General features: G+C 61.9%; 23 protein-coding genes and 1 pseudogene. 19 read left to right on the top strand and 5 right to left on the bottom strand.

What is annotated here, in order from left to right; translation table 11 throughout:
- Positions 1 to 90: 90 nt before the first annotated feature.
- Complete coding sequence (locus tag AX768_RS02970) at positions 91 to 1,080, bottom strand: bifunctional riboflavin kinase/FAD synthetase (protein ID WP_061998720.1); 990 nt, start codon at positions 1,078 to 1,080, stop codon at positions 91 to 93.
- A gap of 168 nt (positions 1,081 to 1,248) precedes the next feature.
- Here AX768_RS02970 and purN point away from each other — a divergent pair, with 168 nt between their 5' ends.
- From purN to hutG, 15 genes and pseudogenes are all read left to right on the top strand, one after another.
- A complete protein-coding gene (gene purN, locus AX768_RS02975; protein ID WP_061998721.1) occupies positions 1,249 to 1,899 on the top strand; it encodes a phosphoribosylglycinamide formyltransferase in 651 nt (216 codons plus the stop codon).
- Complete coding sequence (locus tag AX768_RS02980; RefSeq protein WP_061998722.1) at positions 1,896 to 3,197, top strand: RsmB/NOP family class I SAM-dependent RNA methyltransferase; 1,302 nt, start codon at positions 1,896 to 1,898, stop codon at positions 3,195 to 3,197. The genes purN and AX768_RS02980 overlap by 4 nt, the downstream gene beginning before the upstream one ends.
- A gap of 279 nt (positions 3,198 to 3,476) precedes the next feature.
- The gene (locus AX768_RS02985) at positions 3,477 to 4,673 is read left to right on the top strand and encodes a DesA family fatty acid desaturase (RefSeq protein WP_061998723.1); all 1,197 of its coding nucleotides are present in this window, start codon (positions 3,477 to 3,479) and stop codon (positions 4,671 to 4,673) included.
- A gap of 154 nt (positions 4,674 to 4,827) precedes the next feature.
- Positions 4,828 to 5,958, top strand: a complete 1,131-nt coding sequence (gene nadA, locus AX768_RS02990; protein WP_061998724.1) for a quinolinate synthase NadA — start codon at positions 4,828 to 4,830, stop codon at positions 5,956 to 5,958.
- A complete protein-coding gene (gene nadC / locus AX768_RS02995) occupies positions 5,959 to 6,846 on the top strand; it encodes a carboxylating nicotinate-nucleotide diphosphorylase (RefSeq protein WP_061998725.1) in 888 nt (295 codons plus the stop codon).
- Between the two features lie 315 nt (positions 6,847 to 7,161).
- Entirely contained in the window at positions 7,162 to 8,028 is an 867-nt protein-coding gene (locus AX768_RS03000; protein ID WP_061998726.1) for a transporter substrate-binding domain-containing protein, read from the top strand.
- A 57-nt stretch (positions 8,029 to 8,085) separates the two neighbouring features.
- Positions 8,086 to 8,808: an ABC transporter permease gene (locus AX768_RS03005; RefSeq protein WP_061998727.1), complete on the top strand. Its 723-nt coding sequence runs from the start codon at positions 8,086 to 8,088 to the stop codon at positions 8,806 to 8,808.
- Between the two features lie 26 nt (positions 8,809 to 8,834).
- On the top strand, positions 8,835 to 9,602 hold the full coding sequence (locus AX768_RS03010) for an ABC transporter permease (protein ID WP_061998728.1): 768 nt from the start codon (positions 8,835 to 8,837) through the stop codon (positions 9,600 to 9,602).
- Positions 9,603 to 9,619: 17 nt separating this feature from the next.
- Positions 9,620 to 10,410: pseudogene (locus AX768_RS03015) on the top strand (ABC transporter ATP-binding protein).
- 78 nt (positions 10,411 to 10,488) lie between these two features.
- Complete coding sequence (locus AX768_RS03020) at positions 10,489 to 12,009, top strand: HAL/PAL/TAL family ammonia-lyase (RefSeq protein ID WP_082778858.1); 1,521 nt, start codon at positions 10,489 to 10,491, stop codon at positions 12,007 to 12,009.
- 258 nt (positions 12,010 to 12,267) lie between these two features.
- Positions 12,268 to 13,950, top strand: a complete 1,683-nt coding sequence (hutU, locus tag AX768_RS03025; protein ID WP_061998729.1) for a urocanate hydratase — start codon at positions 12,268 to 12,270, stop codon at positions 13,948 to 13,950.
- A 1-nt stretch (position 13,951) separates the two neighbouring features.
- Complete coding sequence (locus tag AX768_RS03030) at positions 13,952 to 14,548, top strand: HutD/Ves family protein (protein ID WP_061998730.1); 597 nt, start codon at positions 13,952 to 13,954, stop codon at positions 14,546 to 14,548.
- Positions 14,535 to 15,770: an imidazolonepropionase gene (hutI, locus tag AX768_RS03035; RefSeq protein ID WP_061998731.1), complete on the top strand. Its 1,236-nt coding sequence runs from the start codon at positions 14,535 to 14,537 to the stop codon at positions 15,768 to 15,770. Before AX768_RS03030 ends, hutI begins: the two co-directional genes overlap by 14 nt.
- A complete protein-coding gene (locus AX768_RS03040) occupies positions 15,767 to 17,152 on the top strand; it encodes a formimidoylglutamate deiminase (protein WP_061998732.1) in 1,386 nt (461 codons plus the stop codon). Before hutI ends, AX768_RS03040 begins: the two co-directional genes overlap by 4 nt.
- A gap of 12 nt (positions 17,153 to 17,164) precedes the next feature.
- Positions 17,165 to 17,965: an N-formylglutamate deformylase gene (gene hutG / locus AX768_RS03045; RefSeq protein ID WP_061998733.1), complete on the top strand. Its 801-nt coding sequence runs from the start codon at positions 17,165 to 17,167 to the stop codon at positions 17,963 to 17,965.
- Here the strand turns inward: hutG and nadB are convergent.
- From nadB to radC, 4 genes are all read right to left on the bottom strand, one after another.
- A complete protein-coding gene (nadB, locus tag AX768_RS03050; protein WP_061998734.1) occupies positions 17,962 to 19,560 on the bottom strand; it encodes an L-aspartate oxidase in 1,599 nt (532 codons plus the stop codon). The two genes, hutG and nadB, sit on opposite strands and share 4 nt — an antisense overlap.
- Positions 19,561 to 19,778: 218 nt before the next feature.
- Positions 19,779 to 19,946, bottom strand: a complete 168-nt coding sequence (rpmG, locus tag AX768_RS03055; protein ID WP_061998735.1) for a 50S ribosomal protein L33 — start codon at positions 19,944 to 19,946, stop codon at positions 19,779 to 19,781.
- 11 nt (positions 19,947 to 19,957) lie between these two features.
- Positions 19,958 to 20,191 carry a 50S ribosomal protein L28 gene (gene rpmB / locus AX768_RS03060; protein WP_031359861.1) on the bottom strand — a complete coding sequence of 78 codons (234 nt, stop codon included), beginning with the start codon at positions 20,189 to 20,191 and terminating at the stop codon, positions 19,958 to 19,960.
- Positions 20,192 to 20,474: 283 nt separating this feature from the next.
- Positions 20,475 to 21,149: a RadC family protein gene (radC, locus tag AX768_RS03065; RefSeq protein WP_086386624.1), complete on the bottom strand. Its 675-nt coding sequence runs from the start codon at positions 21,147 to 21,149 to the stop codon at positions 20,475 to 20,477.
- A gap of 416 nt (positions 21,150 to 21,565) precedes the next feature.
- On the opposite strand from radC, the gene AX768_RS03070 reads away from it, so the two are divergent.
- The 4 genes from AX768_RS03070 to AX768_RS03085 all read left to right on the top strand — a co-directional run bounded on the left by AX768_RS03070 (position 21,566) and on the right by AX768_RS03085 (position 25,846).
- The gene (locus tag AX768_RS03070; protein WP_061998736.1) at positions 21,566 to 22,021 is read left to right on the top strand and encodes an FKBP-type peptidyl-prolyl cis-trans isomerase; all 456 of its coding nucleotides are present in this window, start codon (positions 21,566 to 21,568) and stop codon (positions 22,019 to 22,021) included.
- 2 nt (positions 22,022 to 22,023) lie between these two features.
- The gene (gene ispH / locus AX768_RS03075; protein WP_061998737.1) at positions 22,024 to 22,986 is read left to right on the top strand and encodes a 4-hydroxy-3-methylbut-2-enyl diphosphate reductase; all 963 of its coding nucleotides are present in this window, start codon (positions 22,024 to 22,026) and stop codon (positions 22,984 to 22,986) included.
- A gap of 442 nt (positions 22,987 to 23,428) precedes the next feature.
- Positions 23,429 to 24,709 (top strand): branched-chain amino acid ABC transporter substrate-binding protein, encoded by a 1,281-nt coding sequence (locus AX768_RS03080; protein ID WP_061998738.1) that lies wholly within the window; start codon positions 23,429 to 23,431, stop codon positions 24,707 to 24,709.
- 186 nt (positions 24,710 to 24,895) lie between these two features.
- The gene (locus tag AX768_RS03085; protein WP_061998739.1) at positions 24,896 to 25,846 is read left to right on the top strand and encodes a branched-chain amino acid ABC transporter permease; all 951 of its coding nucleotides are present in this window, start codon (positions 24,896 to 24,898) and stop codon (positions 25,844 to 25,846) included.
- Positions 25,847 to 25,853: the final 7 nt, after the last annotated feature.

Genomic DNA, 25,853 nt, shown 5'->3' on the forward strand with positions numbered 1-25,853 from the left:
AACGGGCTCGAAATGCTTGAAAAGGTATCCGCGATGTGATGAGCGAGGCAGCGGGCAGCGCGTCGGGATTTGCGTCCCGGCACTACGCGCTCACCTAATTCGGTCCGTTGCCGACGTTGCGAAACCGCTGTCGCGGCCGCTTGAATTGACGTCGGCGGCGAAATACGCGCGCGCGTTTGTCACGTCGCGGGCGATGGCCGCCGTCAGGGTTTCGAGGTCCACGTACTTTTCCTCGTCACGCAGCTTTTGCAGGAATTCGATCCGCACGAGCTTGCCGTAGGCGTCGCCATGCCAGTCGAGCACGAAGGTTTCGAGCAGGACGCGGCCGGAATCATCGACGGTTGGTCGTATTCCGAGACTCGCCACGCCCGGCAACGGCTCGGCCGCAAGTCCATGCACGCGCACGGCAAAAATCCCCGCGAGCGCCGGCCGCTTATGCGCGATCGGAACGTTGAGTGTGGGAAAACCGAGGTCGCGCCCGAGCTTTTGCCCGTGGATCACGTGTCCGCTGATGACATAAGGGCGTCCGAGCGCGAGCCGGGCGGCGTCCAGGTCGCCTGCAACCAGCGATGCACGCACGCCCGAACTTGAAATGCGCGCGCCGTTCAGGTCCGCGACGGTCGCCATCTGCTCGACTTCGAAGCCGTATTTGTGTCCCGCCGCTTCGAGCGACTCGAAATCGCCGGCGCGTCTGGCGCCGTAGCGGAAATCGTCGCCGATCATCACCCAGCGCGCATGCAGCCCGTTCACGATCACATCTTCGACGAACCTGTCCGGCGACTGCGCGGCAAACGTCTTGTTGAAATGCTCGACCACGACGCGGTCCACCCCGTTCGTGCGCAGCGCTTCAAGCTTGTCGCGCAACATGGCGATGCGCGGCGGCGCGCCGGCGGGATTGAAGAATTCGCGGGGATGCGGCTCGAAGGTCATCACGCAGACCGGCAGCCCGCGGGCGTTCGCGGCGGCGCGGACGTGCGCGAGCAGCGCCTGGTGACCGCGGTGGACACCGTCGAAATTGCCGATGGTCAGCGCGCAGGGCGCGCGGCTCTCGGCATTGGGTAGGCCGCGAAAGACTCTCACGATAGCGGTTGGGTCGGCGGTTGACAGTTAGGTGGGCTGCAGCGCCACGAGCACGATTGCTGCAAAGCGTCCGATTATAAACGCTCGCACGGATCGGCGGACGCCGCGCCCGCGCTGGGCGACGCCGAATCGGACGGTTTTACGGGCATCGAATGATAAAATCGCCCGATGAAAAAAATTGTCATCCTGATTTCCGGGCGGGGTACCAACATGGAAGCCGTCGTGCGGGCCTGCGCGCGCGAAGGCTGGCCGGCCCGGGTGGCCGCTGTCATCTCGAATCGCCCCGATGCCGCCGGACTTGCGTTCGCGGCGGCAAATGGCATTGAAACACATGCGGTCGATCATCGCGAATTCGAGTCCCGCGAAACTTTCGATCAGGCGCTTGCACGCAGTATCGATCGTTTTGAACCGGATCTCGTCGTGCTCGCGGGCTTCATGCGCGTGCTGACAGATCCGTTTGTCCAACGTTACGCGGGACGCATGATCAACATTCATCCGTCGCTGCTGCCGTGCTTTCCGGGGCTGAAAACGCATCAGCAAGCCCTCGATGCCGGCGTGCGCCTGCACGGCGCAAGCGTCCATTTCGTCACGCCGACGCTGGATCATGGCCCGATCATCGCGCAGGCGGCGGTGCCGGTCATGGCCGGCGACGATCCGGCCGCGCTCGCCATTCGGGTGCTGGCCGCAGAACACATTATTTACCCACGCGCGGTGCGCTGGTTCGTCGAAGGGCGTTTGGCCATCGACGGCGAGCGTGTCGTGCTCACGCCACCAGAGCCGCAATGGCTCTTTGCCGACATTGCCGGGGAGGGCGTATGAGGCTTCATGGATTTTTGATAGGACAAACAGAGACGTTGCTGGCGGACGTATTGCGTTTCAGCGGTCCCGCCGACGCCGCCACCAGCCGTTTTTTCCGCGCGCACCCGAAGCTCGGACACAACGAACGCGGGGTTATCGCTGAAGCGGTATTCGCGGTCCTGCGCCGGAAGATGGAGTTTTCGCACCTCGCGGAAAGCGGCTCGGGCAATCTGGCGCGGCGTCTCGCGTTGCTGGGACTGATGCAGACGGCGGGTTTGTCGGCGGTAAAACCGTTTATCTCCGCCGATGAATACCAGTGGCTCAACCAGGTTTCGAAGATCGATCCGGGCAGCCTGCCGGTGCGCGTGCGCACGAACTTGCCGCAGTGGATCTACGACGCGATGACCAAGCGGTTCGATACCGACGAACTCGCCCAGCTCGCCGCCGCGCTGAATTACCCGGCGCCGCTCGATTTGCGCGCGAATCCGATCAAGGCCACGCGCGATCAGGTGATCAAGACGTTGACGGAAGCGGGCATCGACGCCAGTGAAATGCCGTTCGCGCCTTATGGCGTGCGGGTGGACGGCAAGCCGGCGCTCACGCGCCTGCAACCATTCCAGGACGGCTGGATCGAAGTGCAGGACGAGGGCAGCCAGCTTTTGTGCTCGCTGGTTGCGCCCCGGCGCGGCGAAATGATCGTGGATTTCTGCGCGGGCGCGGGCGGCAAGACGCTGGCGCTGGGCGCGATGATGCGCTCGTCCGGCCGTCTCTATGCCTTCGACGTGTCGGACCGCCGTCTTGCGAAACTCAAGCCACGCCTCGCTCGCAGCGGTTTGTCGAACGTCAATCCAGTGTTGATCGACAGCGAGCACGACGCCAAGATCAAGCGGCTGGCAGGCAAGATCGACCGCGTTCTCGTCGATGCCCCCTGTTCGGGCCTTGGCACGCTGCGGCGCAATCCGGACCTGAAATGGCGTCAATCGCCGGAATCGGTCGCTGAACTGACGCCGAAGCAGCTATCCATCCTGACCAGTGCGGCCCGGCTCGTGAAAGTGGGCGGCCGTCTCGTCTACGCGACATGCAGCATGCTCGAGGCGGAAAACGAGGGCGTAGTGACGCAGTTCCTCGCCTCGCACCCGCTGTTCAAGCTGGTCCCGGCGAAAGATGTGCTCGCCGAACAGCGCATCGACCTCGATACCGGCGACTATCTGCAGCTGTGGCCGCACAAGCACGGAACGGACGGTTTCTTTGCGGCGGTGCTTGAACGCCTGCCCAATCCGGCAAAAGAGGCACCGGTGGAAGAGGTTGCCGCCGAATAAGCGGTATCTGCCTTTCTTGACACGGATTGGCGACCAATCCGTGGTCAAGTTCTCAAAAAGGAGGAAATCGGGGTTAAGCGCACTTGATTTAGCGGCAATCAAGCGGTCAAAATTCCCGTTGCTTTTGCGCGAAATCAAAAATTTCCTCCATGCACACAAAGACTTGGAACGCTTGACGTAAAATGCCGTCGAACCACGTGCATAATCCTTTCATGCACCCAACAGCCGTCGATACTGTTTTCGTTCGGCTAAATTTCACCGCCTTTTAGGTAAATTGCCTTGCTGAATTCATCGCTTGAATTTCTCGCCAACGGTTTGCTGGACCTTACGTGGTGGCAAATCCTGTTGTTCACTCTCGTGATGACGCACATCACGATCATCGGCGTGACCGTCTACCTGCATCGCTGCCAGGCGCACCGCGCGCTGGAGCTGCATCCGGCCGTCAGTCACTTCTTCCGTTTCTGGCTGTGGATGACCACCGGCATGCTGACCGGCCAATGGGCCGCGATTCATCGCAAGCACCACGCCAAGTGCGAGACCGAAGAAGATCCGCACAGCCCGCAAACGCGCGGCATCTGGAAAGTCCTGCTCGAAGGCGCCGAGCTTTATCGTTCGGAAGCCAAGAACGAGGAAACCATGCGCAAGTTCAGTCACGGCACGCCGAACGACTGGATGGAACGCAATGTCTACACGCGTTACCCGATTCTCGGCATCAGCATCATGATGGTGGTCGACGTGGCGCTGTTCGGCATCGTGGGTCTTTCGGTCTGGGCCGTGCAGATGATCTGGATTCCGTTCTGGGCCGCCGGCGTGGTCAACGGTCTTGCTCACTGGTGGGGTTATCGCAACTTCAACTCGTCGGACGCCAGCACGAACATCTTTCCGCTCGGCATCCTGATCGGCGGCGAAGAACTGCACAACAATCACCACACGTACGCCACGTCGGCGAAGCTGTCGAACAAGTGGTACGAATTCGACATTGGCTGGATGTATATCCGCATCATGTCGGCGTTCAAGCTTGCCAAGGTCAAGAAGATCGCGCCCACGCCGCGTTTGTCGGCATCGAAGCCCGTGCTCGATCACGACACGCTGCAAGCCGTCTTGTCGAACCGCTACGAAGTGATGGCGCGTTACGGCAAGGCCATGAAGCGTGCGTATCGTCAGGAATTGTCGAAACTGAAGGACGGCGGTTCCACCGATAAATACCAGTTGATGCGCGGTGCGCGCAAATGGGCGCACAAGGAAGAAGCCGGTCTCGACGAGCCGCAACGCCAGCAATTGCCGGCGCTGTTCTCGGACAACCACAAACTGCGCACCTACATTGAGTTGCGCCAGGATCTGGCTGCCATGTGGGACCGTTCCAATGCGTCGCGCGAACAACTGCTCGCGCAATTGCAGGACTGGTGTCATCGGGCGGAGCAGAGCGGCATCAAGGCGCTGCAGGATTTCGCATCGCGCCTGCGCCGGTACGCCTGACGAGTGGTCTGAACCACGACCCAAAACGCAGAAACCTTCGTCACTGTTATCCGCTAAAATTTCGTGACGTTACGAGACCCCGCTCTGGCGGGGTTTTGTCGTTTTGGAACGGCAACATGCGCGCCGTTTTTACGAGATTGGAGACAGGCAAGCGATGGAACAGGCGATAAAAAGCGTCGAGTACGACCTGCCGCAAGGGTTGACGTGCGGCATCGGCCAAGCATGGGCGAAAGTGCCCGATGCGCCGTCGCGGGAAGAGAGGCGCGAGTTGAAGGAGCGCATTCGCGCGTTGCTCGTGCGCGAGAAAGCGGTGTTGGTCGCACATTATTACGTCGATGCCGAGCTGCAAGAGCTCGCCGATGAAACCGGCGGTTGTGTAGCGGATTCGCTGGAGATGGCGCGCTTCGGGCGCGACCACGCAGCGCACACGCTGGTTGTGGCCGGCGTGCGTTTCATGGGCGAGACGGCGAAGATTCTCAGCCCTGAAAAGCGCGTGCTGATGCCCGATCTGGACGCCACGTGTTCGCTGGACCTCGGTTGTCCCGCCGACGAATTCTCGACTTTCTGCGATGCACATCCCGACCGCACGGTCGTCGTGTATGCGAATACCAGCGCGGCTGTGAAGGCGCGGGCGGACTGGATGGTGACATCGTCGATCGGGTTGGAAATCGTCGCCGACCTGCACGCGCGTGGCGAAAAAATCCTCTGGGCGCCGGACCGGCATCTGGGCTCGTACATCCAGAAGAAAACCGGCGCCGACATGCTGCTGTGGCAAGGCTCGTGTCTCGTGCACGATGAGTTCAAGGGCGTCGAACTCGATCTGCTGCGGGCCGAATATCCCGATGCAAAAATCCTCGTTCATCCGGAATCGCCGGAAGGCGTGGTTGCGTTGGCGGACGTGGTGGGGTCGACCACGCAATTGATCGATGCCGCCGTCAAGCTCGACGCGAAGCGTTTCATTGTTGCGACCGATCTCGGGATTCTGCACAAGATGCGGCTTGCGGCGCCGGGCAAGGAGTTTATCGAAGCGCCGACCGCCGGCAATAGCGCGAGCTGCAAGAGTTGCGCGCATTGCCCCTGGATGGCCATGAACGGGCTGACCAATCTCGCCGCGGTGCTGGAGCGCGGCAACAACGAGATTTTCGTGGATCGCGCGATCGGTGAACGGGCGCGTGTTCCTATCGACCGGATGCTCGACTTCGCAGCGCGTCACAAGAAGCGCGTGCAGGCGAGCGGCGATCTGGCGAAGGATGGTTCGTTGTTTTCAAACGTTGGAGCGGCGTGAATGACTTCTGCCAGTCAGTTGGTTTCCCCTTTATTCAATGAAATCCGTGCGCAATACGGCGCGGCCTTCGACCAGGCGCTTGCACGCAACGTGACCGATGCGCTTGCCGAAGATATCGGCGATGGCGACCGCACCGGGCTTCTGGTCCCGGCGAAGATAGAAAGGACAGCGCGGATCATCGTTCGCGAGGAAGCGGTGCTTTGCGGCGTGCCCTGGTTCGAGGGCGCGATGCGGCGCGTGGATGAATCGATTCGCGTTGAATGGCTTTATCAGGAAGGCGCGCGGATGCGTGCTGATTCGCCCGTTGTGTTGCTGCGCGGCCCGGCGCGTGCGCTGCTCACCGCGGAGCGCAATGCGTTGAACTTCCTGCAGTTGCTCTCGGGCGTGGCGAGCGCGACGCGGCGCTTTGTTGACGCAATAGACGGCACGCGCGCGCAGATCCTCGATACCCGCAAAACGCTGCCCGGCCTGCGTCTCGCGCAGAAGTACGCGGTCCGTGTCGGCGGCGGCGCGAACCAGCGGCTCGCACTTTATGACGGCATCCTGATCAAGGAAAACCACATTGCCGCCGCCGGCGGCGTAGGCGCGGCAATGGATTCGGCGCTCGCGCTGAATGCCGGCGTGCCCATCCAGATCGAAGTCGAAACGCTGGAGCAGCTCGAGACCGCGCTCGCGCATCGGGCGGAATCCGTTTTGCTCGACAACTTCAGCTTCGACGCCATGCGCGACGCTGTCGGCCTGACGGCCGGACGCGCAGTGCTGGAGGTATCGGGCGGCGTGAACTTCGATAGCGTGCGCACGATTGCGGAGACGGGCGTGGACCGGATTTCGATTGGCGCATTGACGAAGGATGTGCGCGCCACGGATTATTCGATGCGTCTGGAATGACGCGTTGAGTGCACGACGATCATGGCGTGCAACGCGCCATGATCGAGGTTTTCCCCTGCATCTCGCACAATGTCGTGTCTAGACAACTTTGCGACGTTCTCCCCGAAGTGCGCTGTTTTTCCGCCGAATTCGTTCCGTTAATCCCCGTAACTTCCCCGTAAGCCTTGTCCGTCAAGCCGCTCGGTATTTTCCCTAGGTTTTCGCGCCCGCGAACAAAAACCGTTGCCAGTCCTTTTTGTTCGATGCATGCTTGTCTATACAAGTTGGCGATTCGCCAATCGGTCAATCACTCATTTTCGGAAAAGTGGCTCAACTATGACAGGCAAAACGAACTTGCTGGCTCGACTGGCGGCATCGGTGGCCGTTGGTGTTATCGCGCTCGGCGCCGCCAATGCGCAGGCGAAGGACTGGAAAACCGTCACGATCGCCACGGAAGGCGCGTACGAACCGTGGAACCTCACGCTGCCCGGCGGCAAACTCGGCGGGTTCGAGCCGGAGCTCATCCAGAACGTGTGCGATCGCATCAAGATCCAGTGCAAGCTCGTGACGCAGGACTGGGACGGCATGATCGCCGGGCTGCAAGCGGGCAAGTTCGACGTGCTCATGGACGCGATCTCGGTCACCCCTGAACGCGAAAAGATCATCGCTTTCTCCCGGCCTTACGCATCCACGCCGGCCGCGTTCGTCGCTTCCGGTGACGCGCCTGCTGCGCTCGCGAAGCAGCCCGGTGCCGGGCAGATCGTGAAACTCACGGGCGACGCAGCCCACGACAAAACCACCGTCGATGCATTGCGCGTGGCGCTGAAGGGCAAGACCATCGGCATTCAGTCGGGCACGGTGTACACGAAGTTCATCGATACGAACTTCAAGGACGTCGCCACCATCCGCGAGTACAAAACCGCGCCGGAGCATGACCTGGATCTGGTGGCTGGCCGCATCGATGTCGCCTTCGACGACAGCACGTACTGGGCATCGGCGTTCGCCAAGCCGGAAAACAAGGGCCTGGCCTTCACAGGACCGAAGATCTCGGGACCGGTCTGGGGTCCGGGCGAAGCGCTCGCATTCCGCCAGTCTGACAAGGACTTGAAGGCCAAGTTCGACGAAGGCATCGCCGCGGCGCTCGCCGACGGCACCGTCAAGCGTCTTTCCATGAAGTGGATGAAGGTCGACGCCACGCCTTGATTTGATCGCTGCCTGATCAACGCCCCCAGGACGATGCAACACCGCAGGAGATAAAAGATGAATCTGGTTCAACTACTCGGCTTCGGCGAGCAAGGGTGGGGCGGCGCGTTGCTGGTCGCGCTGCTCATGACCGTGCTTCTGACCATCGCCGCGCTTGCCGTGGGCGCTGTGTTCGGCGCGATGGTCGCGTCCGCGAAACTGTCGCGCAGCCGCACGCTGAGGGTTATCGGCGATGCGTACACCACGCTCTTTCGCGGCATTCCCGAACTGCTGATCATCTATCTCTTCTACTTCGGCGGTTCTTCGGTGGTCACCGCCGTCGGGCAGTTTTTTGGCGCCGATGGATTTATCGGCGTGCCGCCGTTTGTGGTCGGCGCGCTCGCCATCGGGCTGATTTCGGGCTCGTATCAGGCGGAGGTTTACCGCTCGGCGGTGCTGGCCGTGTCCCGTGGCGAGATCGAGGCGGCGCGCGCCATTGGCATGTCCACGCCGACGCTGTGGCGCCGCGTGCTGATCCCGCAGGTCGTGCGTTTTGCGCTGCCGGGGATCGGCAATGTGTGGCAGTTGAGCCTGAAGGATTCAGCGTTGATCGCGGTGACGGGGCTCGCCGAACTGATGCGCACGAGCCAGGTCGCGGCCGGATCGACGCATCAGTACTTCACGTTCTATGTGGTCGGCGGGGCGCTTTACCTGATCCTCACGAGCCTGTCGAACCGTGTCTTCGATCGCGCTGAAGCGCGCATCGGCCGGTCGTTTCGCAGCACGCTTGCGCGCCATTAAGACGAACGTCCCAAGAGAATCCGACCATGAACATCGATTTCGAATTTCTCGGCGATACGTTGTCGAAACTCCTGGCCGCCGTGCCGACCACGCTCGGGCTTTTCTTCGCCTCGCTGATTGTGGGTGGCCTGCTTTCGCTCGTGATCGTCGCAATGCGCGTCAGCCCCAACTGGGCGATAAACCGGTTTGCGCGCGCGTACATCCTGGTGTTTCGCGGCTCGCCGCTCCTGATCCAGATGTTCCTTGTTTATTACGGGCTGGGGCAATTTCCCGCGGTCCGCGCGAGCATCGTCTGGCCCGTGCTTCGCGAGCCTTATGCGTGCGCGATTCTTTCGCTGGCGTTGTGCACCGCAGGTTATACCGCCGAGATCATCCGTGGCGGTCTGCAGTCAGTGCCGCATGGCCAGATTGAAGCGGCGCTCGCATGCGGCATGTCGCGCTGGACGGTGCTGCGCCGGATCATCGCGCCGATCACGCTGCGCTATGCGCTGCCTGCGTATTCCACCGAAGCCGTGCTGCTCGTCAAATCGACGGCGCTTGCAAGTCTCGTCACCGTCTGGGACGTGACCGGCGTCGCGCAGCAGATCATCCAGCGAACCTACCGGACCATGGAAGTGTTCGTCTGCGCCGCGGCCATTTATCTCGTGCTGAATTTCATCATCGTGCGTGCGCTCGGGATGCTCGAAAAGAAGCTCTCGCCGCATCTGCGTGATCGTAACGAAACGGTATCGAAGAAACCTGTGCCTGCATCGCTCAAGGCAACGACGGTGCCAAACACGCATATCGATTCCTGAATCGGAGGGAGAAACTCATGAACACCAGCAGCTCCATTGCGCTCTCCGCGAGCAACATCCACAAGTCTTTCGGCGATGCGCACGTGCTCAAGGGCATTTCCCTCGATGCGCACGAAGGCGACGTGATCTCGATCCTGGGTGCGAGCGGCTCGGGCAAAAGCACGTTCCTGCGCTGTATCAACATGCTTGAAACGCCGGATGACGGCGAAGTGAAACTGGCGGGCGAAGCCATCGAAATGAAGCGGGGCCGCGATGGACGTCTGCAGCCCGGCAACCGCAAGCAGGTCGACCGGATTCGTTCGCAGCTCGGCATGGTGTTCCAGGGTTTCAATCTCTGGTCGCACATGACGGTGATGCAGAACGTGATCGAAGGGCCGCTGCGTGTGCAAAAGCGCACGCGTGCCGAGTGCGTTGAAGAAGCCGAGCAGTTGCTGACGAAGGTCGGCCTGTATGAAAAACGCGATGCGTACCCTGCGCATTTGTCGGGCGGCCAGCAACAGCGCGTCGCGATCGCGCGTGCACTGGCAATGCACCCGAAGGTCATGCTCTTCGATGAACCCACGTCCGCGCTCGATCCCGAACTGGTCGGCGAAGTGCTGCGCGTGATGCGCGCGCTGGCCGAAGAAGGGCGGACCATGCTGGTCGTCACGCACGAGATGGGCTTTGCGCGGCATGTGTCGAACCGGGTGATGTTCCTGCATCAGGGACAAGTCGATGCCGAAGGTCCCCCGACGACCTTTTCAATGGACGATGCTCGGAACGCTTCCAGCAGTTTGTATCGAGTCATCATTCACGTACCGCCAACTAATCTGCAAGCGAGGTTATCGTGCTGGCCAGTTCCCTTTTGCAGGCGCCATCGATTGATTCCGTGGTCATCGGCGCCGGACTGAATAACGGTTTCAATCATGGATATACATCGGCCGTGGTGAATCTCGATGCGCCGCTTGGATGGCGCGATATCGCGCGGATTGCGAATGGCGCGAAGCTGGTTTTATCGCTCGATGCACGCGCCCGGATCGATCATGCGCGCGCATTGGTCGAGCAGATCGTCGAGCGCCGGATTCGCGCTTATGGCGTGAATACGGGCGTGGGCGCGCTGTGCGATGTGATCGTGTCGCCGTCCGAACAGCGCACTTTGTCGCGCAACATCTTGATGAGCCACTCGGTGGGCGTCGGCGAACCACTGCGGCGCGAGGAGACGCGGGCGATCATCGCGGCGGCGGTCAACAACTTCGCGCACGGGAAGTCAGGCGTGCGGCTCGAACTGGTCGATTTGCTCGTCACGCTGCTCGACAGCGGGGCGATTCCCGAAGTGCCGGCGTTCGGGTCTGTCGGTTATCTGAGTCATATGGCGCATATCGCGCTGGTGCTGATCGGCGAAGGATTTGTCCGCGATGACACTGGCCGGCTCAGCGCGGCTTGTGCGTTGCAGCGGCTCGAACGCGAACCGCTGGTGCTGGAGGCGAAGGAAGGCCTTAGCGTGGTCAACGGCACGCCGTGCGTGACGGGGCTCGCCTCTCTTGCGCTGGCGCGCACCGAGCGCCTGCTGCAATGGGCCGACACCATTTCCGCAATGACCTTCGAAAACCTGCGCGGGCAGGCCGCCGCCTTCGATGCCGACTCCCTTGCGCTGCGGATATCGCCGGGATTGTCGGTGGTGGGCGCGCATTTGCGCGAGCTTCTGGCCGACAGCGGGATCATCGCGGCGTCGTTTGGGCGCAGCACGCAGGACCCGCTGAGCTTGCGCACGATCCCCCACGTCCACGGCGCTGCCCGCGATGTGTTCGCGACCACCGCCGAAGTCGTGAACCGCGAGCTGGCGTCCGTCACCGACAACCCCGTCGTCACCGGCACGCTTGCCGCGCCGCGCGTCTTTTCCCAGGCGCATGCGGTGGGCGCGTCGATCGGTCTCGCGATGGACAGCCTGAGCACGGCCGTGGCCGAAGTCGCTGCGATGGCGGAGCGGCGTATCGACCGGCTGGTGAACCCGCTGGTGAGCGGCTTGCCCGCATTCCTCGCCGATAGCGGCGGCACGTGTTCCGGCTTCATGATCGCGCAGTACACGGCGGCGTCGCTGGTCGCGCACAACCGGCGGCTCGCAATGCCTGCCAGCCTCGATGGCGGCATCACGTCCGGTCTGCAGGAGGACCATCTGTGCCACGCGACGCCGGCAGCGCTGAAGGCGCTGGAGATCATCGCGAACGCGGAGCGGATTTTTGCGATCGAATTGCTTGCCGCGGCGCAGGCCTACGACCTGCAGCCCCCCGACCTGACGCGCGCGCCCAGGACGGACGCCGTGTACCGGAGCGTGCGTGCGGTGATCTCGCCATATCGTGATGACCGGCCGCTCGCGGGCGATATCGCCGCCGCTGTTGCCTTCGTCTGCGAGGCTGCGCCAGTTTTCTAAACCGCTGTATAGACAGATTCATGCCGCCACTTGCTGGCGGCATTTGCATTGTTCCCCGCTGCCAAGCCGCGCCACGCCCGGTTCCTGCGTCATCAAAGTAAACCCCTACGGGAATCGATTAACCTTCACTTGCGCTCCTTTTTATTTTAATTCAGACTTGTATATACAACTTGTCGACCGACCCGCGCAGCGCTTCGAAAGCCGCGGCATCGGCCTCAAAAGACCGAATACTTTCAATCCTGTCCAAGGAGTGCTTCGATGAAAAACCACAACCCACGTCCCCTGCGCGCACCGCGCGGCACCGAACTTACGTGCAAGAGCTGGCTTACCGAAGCGCCGTACCGGATGCTGCTGAACAACCTCGATCCCGAAGTCGCCGAGAACCCGGACAAGCTGGTTGTGTACGGCGGTATAGGCCGCGCCGCGCGCAACTGGGAGTGCCTCGACAAGATCCTGGAAACGCTGCAACGCCTGGAAAGCGATGAGTCGCTGCTCGTACAATCGGGCAAGCCGGTTGGCGTATTCAAGACGCACGCCGACGCGCCGCGCGTGCTGATCGCGAATTCGAATCTCGTGCCGAAATGGGCGACGTGGGAGCACTTCAACGAGCTCGACCGCAAGGGCCTCTTCATGTACGGCCAGATGACGGCCGGGAGCTGGATCTACATTGGCAGCCAGGGGATCGTGCAGGGCACGTACGAAACCTTCGTGGAAGCGGCGCGCCAGCATTTCAACGGTAGCTGGAAGGGCCGCTGGATCCTGACGGCGGGCCTGGGCGGCATGGGTGGCGCGCAGCCGCTCGCGGCGACGCTGGCGGGGGCGGTATCGCTGAATATCGAGTGCGACCAGACGCGCATCGACTTCCGTCTGCGCACGCGCTACGTCGATAAACAAGCAAAGGATATCGATCACGCGCTCGAACTCATCAAGCAACATACCGCCGCAGGCGACGCCATCTCGATCGCGCTGCTGGGCAATGCCGCCGAAGTGCTGCCGGAACTCGTGCGCCGCGCCAAGGCCGGCGCCATCAAGCCGGATCTGGTCACTGACCAAACCTCGTCGCACGACCTGATCAACGGTTACCTGCCGGCCGGCTGGAGCCTGGAAAAGTGGCGCGCGGCATCGCTGGACGCCTCGCAACACGCCGAGCTCAAGGCCGCCGCGCAACGCTCGTGCGCGCAGCACGTCCAGGCCATGCTCGATTTCCACGCAATGGGAATCCCGGCCGTCGATTACGGCAACAACCTGCGTCAGGTTGCCTTCGATGACGGCGTGAAAAATGCCTTCGATTTCCCCGGCTTCGTGCCCGCGTATATCCGCCCGTTGTTCTGCGAAGGCAAGGGCCCGTTCCGCTGGGTCGCGCTGTCGGGCGATCCGGAAGACATTTACAAGACCGATGCCAAGCTGAAGGAACTGTTCCCGCATAACGCCGGCATGAACCGCTGGCTCGATATGGCGCGCGACCGCATTGCCTTCCAGGGTTTGCCGGCGCGGATTTGCTGGCTCGGGCTGGGTGAGCGTCACGTTGCCGGTCTCGCGTTCAACGAGATGGTGAAGAGCGGTGAGCTGAAGGCGCCGATTGTCATCGGCCGGGATCATCTGGATACCGGTTCCGTCGCGAGCCCGAATCGCGAGACGGAAAGCATGAAGGACGGCACGGACGCCGTGTCGGACTGGCCGCTGCTCAATGCGCTCCTGAACACCGCCGGCGGCGCGACGTGGGTGAGCCTGCATCACGGCGGTGGCGTGGGCATGGGGTACTCGCAACACGCGGGCATGGTGATCGTCGCCGATGGCACCGAAGCCGCCCACAAGCGTCTCGCACGCGTGCTGGTGAACGACTGCGCGTCGGGCGTGATGCGTCATGGCGATGCCGGTTACGAGCAGGCCATCGAATGCGCGAAGAACTTCGGCCTCGACCTTCCATTCATCACGACCTGATATGTCTCTTGCCTTCAGCATCATTCGCGCGGCCGATCTGAAGGCCGTGCCGTGGAAAAACGGTGGCGGCGCGACACGTGAGATCGCGGCGTCGCCGAAGGGCGCCGCATTCGATGCGTTCGACTGGCGTGTGAGCGTTGCCGATGTATCGGAGGCGGGCGCGTTTTCGGTGTTCGACGGAATCGATCGTGTGCTGACGCTGATCGAGGGCGAGCAGATGGTGCTCATCGATTCCGAAGGGCCGGAGTATGTTCTCTCGCGCTGGGATTCGGTCGCGTTTGCGGGCGAAGCGTCGATCAGCGCGGAATTGCCGCACGGTCCCACGCGCGATTTCAACCTCATGTCAAGGCGCGATCGTGCGTCGGGGAACGTGACGGTTCGTCGTCTGGCTGAACAATTGGACGTGGCGCGCGGCAGCGTCGTGCTGTTCGCGGCGCTCGGCGCATTTGCGGTGAACGGCGAGCGTTTGTCCCAGGGCGATGCAATGGTTTTCGATGCAAGCGAGAATGGCGTGTTGAGCATCGAACCGCTTTCGCAAGACGCGGTTCTGATCGACGCCCGTATCGTTTCAAAGGATCCCGGACATGGCCTCCAGTAACACTTTGCAAGTCTGGCGCAACGCAAGGCTTTCGCCGCGCGCCGATCCGGCAGAAGTCATAGAGAACGCGGCGATTGTCGTGCGCGATGGCCGCATCGAATGGTTCGGCGCGGAGGCTGAAATGCCGCCGGCCTACACCGATGCCGTACGCCACGACCTGCAGCAAAGAATCGTCACGCCGGGTCTGGTCGATTGCCACACACACCTCGTCTACGCTGGAAACCGCGCGGAAGAATTCGCGATGCGGCTCGAAGGCGCGAGTTACGAAGACATCGCCAAACGCGGCGGCGGGATTGTCTCGACGGTGCGCAACACGCGCGCGGCAAGCGAAGACGAACTCTTCGCGCAATCGCTGCGACGCCTCGATGCGCTGCTCGCCGAAGGCGTGACGGCGCTGGAAATCAAGTCGGGCTACGGGCTGGATCTGGCGACCGAGCGCAAGATGCTGCGCGTCGCGCGGCGTCTGGCTGAGACCCGGCCGGTGACGATCTCGACCACGTTTCTCGGCGCGCATGCGTTGCCGCCGGAATACGCCGGTCGCGCCGATGACTACATCGACCACGTTTGCAACGAGATCTTGCCGACGCTCGCGGCCGAAGGTCTCGTAGATGCCGTCGATGTTTTCTGCGAGCGCATTGCGTTCACGCTGGAACAGGCCGAGCGCGTGTTCGGCGCGGCATCGAAGCTGAACCTGCCGGTGAAAATGCACGCCGAGCAGTTGTCGCTGATGGGCGGCGCGGCGCTCGCGGCGAAGCACCATGCATTGTCCGCCGATCACCTCGAATTCCTCGATGAAGCCGGCGCCATCGCCATGCGCGAAGCCGGCACGGTGGCCGTGTTGCTGCCCGGCGCGTTTTATTTCATCCGCGAAAAGCAACTTCCTCCCACCGATCTGCTGCGCCGTCATGATGTTCCGATCGCGCTCGCCACCGACAGCAATCCGGGTACATCGCCGAGCACATCGCTGCTCTTGATGCTCAACATGGGCTGCACGTTGTTTCGTCTATCGGTGGCCGAGGTGCTCGCGGGCGTTACGCGCCACGGCGCAAAAGCGCTCGGTCACGCCGATGTCACCGGCGAGATCAAGCTCGGCGCGAAGGCGGATTTCGTCGCATGGGATATCGTGACGCTCGCGGAACTGGCTTACTGGACCGGGCTGGAACGCTGCGCGCTGGTGGTGAGGCACGGCGCGGTCACTGTAGACAAACGGAAAATCGCATGACAAAAAACAGCCTGTTTGCCGAACACGCGCGTTTGCAGGATGGCTGGCGCCGCGATGTGCTGCTCGAATGGGACGATCACGGCACGCTGATCGCCGTGACGCCGGACACGAAGCAAGCGGCCGGCGTGCAAAAAGCCAACGGCCCCGTGCTCGCCGGCATGCCGAATCTCCACTCGCACGCGTTCCAGCGCGCAATGGCCGGCCTCACCGAATATCGTGCGAACCCGACGGACAGTTTCTGGAGCTGGCGCGACCTGATGTACCGGTTTGCATCGCGGATCTCGCCGGAAAGTCTGGGCGATATCGCGCGCTGGCTTTACATCGAAATGCTGAAGGCGGGTTACACGTCGGTTTGCGAGTTCCACTACGTGCACAACACGCCCGACGGCGCGCCCTACGCGAATCCCGCTGAAATGGCGGCGCGCGTGGTCAATGCGGCCGGACAAACCGGCATAGGCATGACGATGCTGCCCGTGCTTTATCAATACAGCGGTTTCGGCGCACGCGAGCCCACACCGGGCCAGGCGCGCTTCATCCACACGCCGGAATCCCTCCTTGATGCGCTCGTTTCGTTGCGTTCATCGCAAGCGGAAAACGGCAATCTCCGATACGGCGTCGCGCCGCACTCGCTGCGGGCGGTATCGAAGGAGACGTTGGGCCGCATGCTCGACGGCCTCGACCGCGAATTCCCCGGCGCGCCGGTGCATATCCATATTGCCGAGCAGACGGCCGAAGTCGATGCGTGCCTCGACGTCCTGAAAGCGCGTCCGGTGCAATGGCTGCTCGACAACTTCGACGTGAACGAACGATGGTGCCTCGTGCACGCGACCCACGTCGACCAGGACGAAGTCCGCGCGATGGCCGCAAGCCGCGCCGTCGCCGGCTTGTGCCTGACCACAGAAGCCAATCTCGGCGACGGCATTTTCCCGACGCACGCCTATCTCGCCGATAACGGCCGGTTCGGGCTTGGCTCGGACAGCCACATCGCGCTCGACTGGCGCTCGGAACTGCGCCTGCTCGAATACGGACAACGGCTTACGCGACGCGAGCGCAACGTGCTGGCATCGGAGAAACAAACGTACGTGGCCGATCGTCTTTTCGATGCCGCCACTGAAGGCGGCGCGTACGCGACCGGGCGCGCGGTCGGCGCGCTGGAAGCGGGGCGCCGGGCCGATTTCATCGTGCTCGATCCTGACCATTCGGCTATTGCGGGCCAGGCGCCGGACGCGTGGTTATCGGGCGTGGTGTTCTGCGAACATGGCGAGACGCCGGTGCTGGATGTTTGTGTCGGCGGTAGAGTCGTGGTTGAAGCGCGCCGGCATCGCGATGAGCGCGAAGCGTTCGGGCAGTATCGAAAAACGCTGGCGGGCCTGCTCAAATAAAGGAATCCACCCATGACCGATCAAGTTTTCACCTTGAAGCGCGGCACTGCGCCGCTGCTGATTTCGATTCCCCACGCCGGCACGCAGATTCCGGCGGACGTTGCCGCGACCATGAATCCGATTGCCCGCGAAGTCGACGACACCGACTGGCATCTCGAACGTCTCTACGGGTTCGCGGCGGACATGGGCGCGTCGATTCTCGCGCCGTTCAATTCGCGCTACGTGATCGACCTTAACCGTCCGCCCGATGGCGCGAACCTCTACCCGGGACGCGATACAACCGGCCTTTGTCCCGTCGATACCTTCAACAGCGAGCCGCTTTACCCGGAAGGTGGCGCGCCGACCGAAGCACAGATTGCGGATCGTCGCGAAAAATACTGGCGGCCGTACCACGATGCGTTGAGCGAAGAACTGGCGCGTCTGAAAGCCGCGCACGGCAAGGTGCTGTTGTGGGAAGCGCATTCCATCCGCTCGCACGTGCCGCGTTTCTTCGATGGCAAGCTCTTCGACTTCAACCTGGGCACCGCAGGCGGCGAGAGCGCGGTCGCGGGACTCGGTGAAAAGCTCGAGGCGATGGTCGCCAGGACCGGCGTGTACACGGCTGTTGCGAACGGGCGCTTCAAGGGCGGCTACATCACGCGTCATTTCGGCAAGCCGCAGGACGGCATCCACGCGGTGCAGCTCGAACTCTCGCAGATCACGTATATGGAAGAAACGCGCCCATATGCATACGACGAAACGCGCGCCGGCCAAGTCGCGCCGTTGATTCAGGATCTGGTGCAGTGCGCGCTGGATGCCGTGCGAGAGGGCTAACTTTCACGCCGCCTGACCGCGGGCGGCGTGAGCACGGTGGGCAGCGCCTTCGGCAATGTCTCCGGCCAATCGCGGCTGAAATGCAGGCCGCGGCTTTCACGCCGCGAACACGCGCTTTCAACGATCATTGAAGCGACATCGACCAGATTGCGCAGTTCGAGCAGGTCCCGGCTCACCTTGAAGTTCGCGTAGTACTCGTGGATCTCGTCGCGCAGCAACGCAATCCGATGCTGCGCGCGGGCGAGGCGTTTGTCCGTGCGTACGATGCCCACGTAATTCCACATCAGCCTGCGCAATTCGTCCCAATTGTGCGCGACGACAACTTCCTCGTCGGGATCGGAAACGCGGCTTTCGTCCCATGCGGGCAGCGGTGCATGCGCGCTCGTGGCATACCCTTCGGCTTCCATGGCTTGCGCCGCAGCGCGTCCGATCACGAGACATTCGAGCAGCGAATTGCTCGCCAGCCGGTTGGCGCCGTGCAAGCCCGTGCACGACGTTTCTCCCACCGCATAGAGTCCAGCGCGATCCGTGCGCCCGGCCAGGTCCGTGACCACGCCGCCGCATGTGTAATGCGCGGCCGGCACGACGGGAATCGGCTCCTTCGTTATATCGATACCGAACTCCCGGCAGCGCGCGAGGATGGTAGGGAAGTGCTCCTGCAGGAACGCCTCGGGCTGGTGGCTGATATCGAGATACACGCAGTCGATACCGCGCTTCTTGATCTCGAAGTCGATCGCCCGGGCCACGATATCGCGTGGCGCCAGCTCGGCGCGTTCGTCGTGCGCGGGCATGAAGCGGGTTCCATCGGGCAAGCGGAGGATGCCGCCTTCACCGCGGACCGCTTCGGAGATCAGGAACGACTTGGCGTACGGATGAAACAGGCAGGTCGGGTGGAACTGGATGAACTCCATGTTCGACACGCGGCAGCCCGCGCGCCAGGCCATGGCAATGCCGTCGCCCGTCGCGGTGTCGGGGTTCGTAGTGTAGAGATAGACCTTCCCGGCGCCGCCGGTCGCGAGCACCGTATGCGGCGCTTCGATGGTGACGGTGCGCCCGCTGGCAATATCGAGCGCATACAGCCCGTGACATCGATGCCCGGGGAGCCCGAGATGCTCGGATGTGATCAGGTCTATCGCGTGATGATCTTCGAGGACGGTGATATTCGGATGATTGCGCACGCGCTCGTTGAGCGTTGTGACGACCGCGTGGCCCGTGGCGTCGGCGGCGTGAATGACCCGCCTGTGGCTGTGGCCGCCTTCGCGCGTCAGATGAAAGCCGAGTTCGGCCGAGCCATCCCTGGTGAACGGCACCCCTTGTTCGATCAGCCATTCGATAGCCGCGCGCCCGTTGTCCACAATGAAGCGCGTGGCGGCGGCGTCGCACAGTCCGGCGCCGGCGATGAGCGTGTCATCGACATGGTTGTCCGTGCTGTCGCCGGAGTCGAGCACCGCTGCAATTCCGCCTTGCGCCCAATCGCTTGCGCCTTCGCTCACGCTGCGCTTGGCGAGGATCACGACGCGCCGCGTGTGCGCAAGATTCAGGGCGACGCTCAGGCCCGCCAGTCCGCTGCCGATGATTGCCACATCGAAATTCATCCTGCCATGTCTCCGTCAGTTGTTGTCCGCCATGACTTTCGATTCACGCCGATAGCACGTAAAAAGTCCGGACGGCGAGCATAACGCGTGGGAAACGCGACCGACACTTTGCCGTTCGGCCAGTAAGGCGAAGGAATGAGCGAAGACCGGCTGAACCAAAGCAAAAAGCCTCGCAGAAGCGAGGCTTTTTGTGCAGCGATACAAACGAAACAGAGACCTTATTTGATCTTCGTTTCCTTGTAGTCAACGTGCTTGCGGATAACGGGATCAAACTTCTTGATCGCCATCTTTTCCGGCATGTTGCGCTTGTTCTTCGTGGTCGTGTAGAAGTGACCCGTGCCAGCGGTCGATTCCAGCTTGATCTTATCGCGTGCGCCCTTGGCCATTTTCGTGCTCCTTAGACTTCACCACGTGCGCGCAAATCTGCGAGCACGGAGTCGATGCCGTTCTTGTCGATCAGGCGAAGGCCGGCGTTCGAGAGACGCAGACGAACCCAACGGTTTTCGCTTTCAACGAAGAAGCGACGGTTTTGCAGATTGGGCAGGAAACGACGCTTGGTGCGGTTGTTCGCATGGGAAACGTTGTTGCCGCTCATCGGCCCCTTCCCGGTTACTTGGCATACACGTGCCATGAGAGCACTCCTAATACGCTTTAATTCTGAGTTCGAACGCCAAGTACACTTTGGACCGCTACGGGCTACCGGAGAGGCTTGCCCGAAATGACTGCGTACGCTCGGAACAGGTTGGTTGAAAGAAGCAAACCGAGATTCTAACCGCAAAAAACCAGCAAAATCAACTCTTTTTGGTATCGAAGGAGGTACCCGAGCGCGCCGCGCACAGTTGATTTCGTGACTTTTTCGCCTTGTATGGGCCGTCTGGACAATGTTTCGCCGTTGTTCGCCGATCAAAGGCCGGTCAACTCGGCATCCAGCCCTGTCGCGAAAAAGAAAATACTTCGTTCGACGCCACGACCAGATGATCCAGCAACCGGATATCGATAAGGGCCAGCGCCTCGTGCAGCAAGCGGGTCAGCCGGCGATCGCTCGCGCTCGGCGTGACGCCGCCCGAGGGGTGATTATGCGCCACGATCAGGCTCCCCGCGTTCAGCGTCAGCGCCCGGCGCACGATTTCCCGAGGATAGACGGCTACGCGCGAGAGCGACCCCTTGGCCGATTCGTCTACGGTTATCAGGCAATGCCGTACGTCCAGGAACAGGGTGACGAACACCTCGTTCGGCCGGTTGCCGATCAGCCACTTCAGATAGTCTTCGACCGCCTGGGGCGCATCAAGCAGCGGCCGGTCCCGCGTTTTCTCGGCCAAGGCCCGCTGGCATAGCTCGGACACCGCCAGCAGCAGCGCCGCCTTGGCCGGCCCGATACCGCCGAACCTGCGTAATTCGGTCGCACTCGCTCCGAGCACGCCGCGAATCGATTCGAACCGTGTGAGGAGGCCGCGCGCAACATCCACCGATGTCATGCCCGGCCGCCCCGTGTTCAGGAACAAAGCCAGCAGCTCGGCATCCGACAACGCGTGCGCACCTTGCTGCAAGAGGCGCTCACGCGGACGATCATGCTCAGGCCAGTCGAGCATGCGCGGTGCAGCGAGACTGTCATCGCCAGGAAGAGGAAGAGGAAGAGGCGCTGTCCGAAAGGCATCGGCAATGCAGGGAGAATCGGTTTGCACTAATTCAAGACGGGCGTTCATGGCGTGCTCCGGTTAAGGGCGAGCCGCTGGCGCGCGGCTGCCCGATGTCGTTCAGGGCGGCTGGAGAGACTAAGGCGAGGCCGAGGCACTGTGGCTTACAATGGGGGTTTCGCGCCTGCCTGGGCGCCTTGCTGACGGTCTGGCGGCCATTTACGCCCGATATCAGGCCGCAAGTGGCGCGGCTCCCGGGCGTCAGCCAGGCTTTCGCCAAGACAGCGTCCCGTCCGGACGCACGGTCCTTTATTGGGCGGCAGCGCCGACTGACAAGGTGATTGCGGCTTTTACGGCTAATACGATCAAACATGAGCATCATCGATATCTCCGAAGTGAAACCCGGTTCGCACGTCACGCTTCACTACCGGCTGGCGCTTGAGGATGGTGCGGACATTGTCAGCACGTTCGCCGACAAACCCGCCACGCTTTTGCTGGGCGAGGGCCACCTTGCTCCGCCGCTTGAAGACATTCTGATGGGTCTGAAAGTGGGGCACCACTCGACCTTTCGGCTGACGCCCGAGCAGGCGTTCGGTCCGCGCAACCCGGACATGCTCCAGTGGGTGTCGCTTGCCACGCTGCGCGAGAACGCCATGATCGGCGAGAATTTTTCGCCCGGCGATCTCGTGGAGTTCAACGCGCCTGGAGGCGGCCGCTATGCGGGCGTCCTGAAGGAAGTCGGCGAAACCTCGGCGCTGTTCGATTTCAACCATCCGCTTGCCGGCCAGCCGCTGGCGTTCGAAGTGAAAATCATCGGAATTCTGTAGCCATGAGCTCCACTGACACCCTTCTCGATGTCGAAATTCTCCTCGCGCAGCCGCGCGGCTTCTGTGCGGGCGTCGATCGTGCGATCGAAATCGTGGAGCGGGCCATTGCGCTGTTCGGCGCGCCCATCTACGTGCGTCACGAGATCGTGCACAACGCCTATGTCGTCGAGGACCTGCGCAAGAAAGGCGCGGTGTTCATCGAAGACCTGGCGGATGCGCCCGAAGGCAGCACGCTGATCTTCAGTGCGCACGGGGTGTCGAAGGCGGTTCGCGCCGAGGCCGAGACGCGCGGTTTGCGTGTATTCGACGCTACGTGTCCGCTCGTGACCAAAGTGCATATGGAAGTCGCGAAGATGCGCCAGGACGGCTTCGATATCGTGATGATCGGGCACAAGGGCCATCCCGAAGTGGAAGGCACCATGGGTCAGAGCGGGCAGGGCATGCATCTGGTCGAGGATATCGAGGACGTGCAGGCGCTGGCGCTTGCGGACCCGAACCGCATCGCCTATGTGACGCAGACCACGCTCTCGGTGGATGACGCGTCGGCAATCATCCAGGCGCTGAAGTCGAAATATCCGTCGGTGAAAGAGCCGAAGAAACAGGACATCTGTTACGCCACGCAGAATCGTCAGGATGCGGTGAAGTTTCTCGCGCCACAGTGCGATGTGGTGATCGTGGTCGGCAGCCCGAACAGCTCAAACTCCAGCCGCTTGCGCGAAGTGGCAGAAAAGCGCGGCATTCCGGCCTATATGGTGGATTCGCCCACGCAGATCGATCCCAAATGGGTCGAAGGGAAAAAGCGCATCGGCGTGACGGCGGGCGCCTCGGCACCGGAAGTGCTGGCGCAAGCCGTGATTGCGCGACTGCGTGAGTTGGGCGTACGCAATGTGCGACCGCTTGAAGGTATTGAGGAAAAGGTGTCGTTCCCATTGCCGCGCGGGCTGACCCTGCCGTCGGAGAAGTAAGCCGCCTTTATATATAGGGCTGGACTGCCGTCGCAGCTGAAAAACCGCGCCGACTCGAGTTGGCGCGGTTTTTTTATCAAGAAAACGCGCTCGCTGAAGTCAATTAGTGTCAGCGAGGCGCGCGACAACGGCAATCCAACTCTCCGCGCAGTAGAATCGTTGCACTTTTCAGGTGCATTCGACGAAATATTCCCTTCCGCAATCCACAGGCACAGCTCGGTGTTTACCCACAGCGCCAGCGAATGGTGCAACTAGCGCACCGTCGTGGAGCGCAACCCGGTTGCGCTCTTGCGCTCATTCGCGTTGAAAAATGGGGTTGCAATGGAGGAAAACCCCTGTCAATCAACAATATTGCACGTCTCAAAAACCGAGTTACAATGCGCGCGTTCCAAGCCGGATGGGCTGGAAACACCAGCTTTTGAAGGCGCCGGAGACCTACTGAATGCGAATTAAGTTTGGCTTTGTTGTGACCATCGCGGCTGCGGTTGCGATGGCAACGGCATGCAGCAAAAAGAGTGAAAACGAACCAGCCGTTGGGGCGTCGGCGACGCCGGAAGCATCGGCAAGCGTCGCGGCAAGTGCGCCGGCGGGGTCGGCAGCTTCGGCAGCGGACGCAGCGGCAAGTGCGGCGTCAGCGCCCACGCCTGCCAGCAATGCAACGGTCGTGAAAATTGGCCATGTCGCGCCGCTCAGCGGACCGCTGGCTCACCTCGGGCAAGACAATGAAAACGGCGCGCGGCTGGCTATCGAAGAAATCAGCGCGCAAGGACTGACCATCGACGGTCACGCGATCCATCTCGAACTCGACGCGCAAGATGACGCCGCCGATCCGAAGAAGGGCACCGCAGCAGCGCAGCAACTGGTGGCGGATCACGTCGTGGCGGTGGTCGGCCATCTGAACTCGGCGGTATCGATTCCGGCATCGAAGATCTACAGCGACGCTAATGTGGCGCAGATTTCCGGGGCCACGACGAATCCCGCGTACACGCAGCAAGGTTTCAAGACGACCTTTCGCGTAATCCCGACGGACACCCGCCAGGGCGCGGTCCTCGCGAACTACGCGGTGAAGACGCTGCGCGGCAAGCGCATCGTGGTCGTGGACGATGCCAGCATCTACGGTCGCGGTCTCGCGAACGAATTTGCGAAAGCGGTGGTGGCGAACGGCGGCCGGATTGCAGGCCACGAGGCCACGACCGACAAGTCCAGGGACTTCAAGGCGATCCTGAACAAAATCAAGCGCGTCCAGCCCGACGTGGTGATGTTCGGCGGCATGGACGTAACGGGCGGCCCGTTCGCGAAACAGGCGGCGGCGCTCGGGCTGAAGGCGAAAATCCTCGGCGGCGACGGACTTTGTTCCGTGGACATGGCCACGCTCGCGGGCAACGCGTCGCCGAACGTGGTGTGCACGGAACTCGGCGTGAGCCTGCCGAAACTCGATAAAGGCGCGGACTTCGAGAAACGTTATGAAGCGCGTTTCCACTCCCCGGTCCAGGACTACGCGCCGTTCACCTACGACGCGGTCTACGTGATTGTCGACGCAATGAAACGCGCTAACTCGGTTGAAGCACCCAAGGTGCTGACGGCAATCGGCTCGACGGATTTCAATGGCCTGACGGGTCATATCGCGTTCGATGACAAAGGCGATTTGAAAGGCGGCGGTGCGATCACGCTAATCGATTTCAAGGATAACAAGAAGAACGTCATCGACGTCATAACGCCCTGACCCTGTGCTGCAGCGCCGCGCGGCGCATGCGCGGGACTCAAGGCAATCCCTTAGATACGTAGTCAGTTTCAGACGTTTTAGAGTTATTTTTCAAGTACGCGCGGTGCCGTTGCGTTTTTTTCTTCCCTTCGGTTTATCGGCCAGCGATAAAGCGTAAATCTAGTCGCACGGGCTAAGGAGCCTTCAATGGATATTTTCATCCAGCAGATTATCAACGGGCTGGTGCTAGGCAGCGTCTACGCCATCATCGCGTTGGGTTACACGATGGTGTACGGGATTCTCGGCATCATCAACTTTGCGCACGGCGACGTGCTGATGGTCGGCGCCATGGTCGCGCTTTCTGCGATTGGCGTGATGCAGAATCATTTTCCGGGCTTGCCGTTATCGCTGGTGCTGGTCATTGCGCTGGTGGTCGCCGCGGTCGTCTGCGCGCTGGTCGGCTACACCATTGAACGCGTGGCTTACCGGCCGTTGCGCCGGGCGCCCCGCCTGGCTCCGCTGATTACAGCCATTGGCGTGTCGATTCTTCTCCAGACGCTCGCCATGATGATCTGGGGCCGCAATCCGCTGGCCTTCCCCCAGCTCCTGCCGACTGATCCAATCAACGTGATCACCGCCACGGCCGATCGTCCGGGCGCCGTCATCTCGATGACGGAAATCGTGATCATCGTGGTGGCGTTCCTCGTGATGGGCGGCTTGTTGCTGCTGGTGCACAAGACGAAGCTCGGCCGCGCAATGCGCGCCATCGCCGAGAACCCGGGCGTCGCGTCGCTGATGGGCGTGAACCCGAACTTCGTGATCTCCGCGACCTTCATGATCGGCTCGGCGTTGGCTGCGCTGGCCGGCGTGATGATCGCGTCCGAGTATGGCAACGCCCACTTCTACATGGGCTTCATCCCGGGGCTGAAGGCATTTACCGCGGCGGTGCTGGGCGGTATCGGCAACCTGGGCGGGGCGATGGTCGGCGGCGTGCTGCTGGGACTGATCGAGCAACTGGGGGCGGGGTATATCGGCAATCTGACGGGCGGTGTGTTCGGCAGTAACTACCAGGACGTGTTCGCGTTCGTGGTGCTGATCATCGTGCTGGTGTTCCGTCCGTCGGGCTTGCTCGGCGAACGTGTCGCAGATCGCGCTTAAACAGGGA

It is taken from the genome of Burkholderia sp. PAMC 28687 (assembly GCF_001577465.1).
In the GTDB taxonomy this organism is placed as follows: Bacteria; Pseudomonadota; Gammaproteobacteria; order Burkholderiales; family Burkholderiaceae; genus Caballeronia.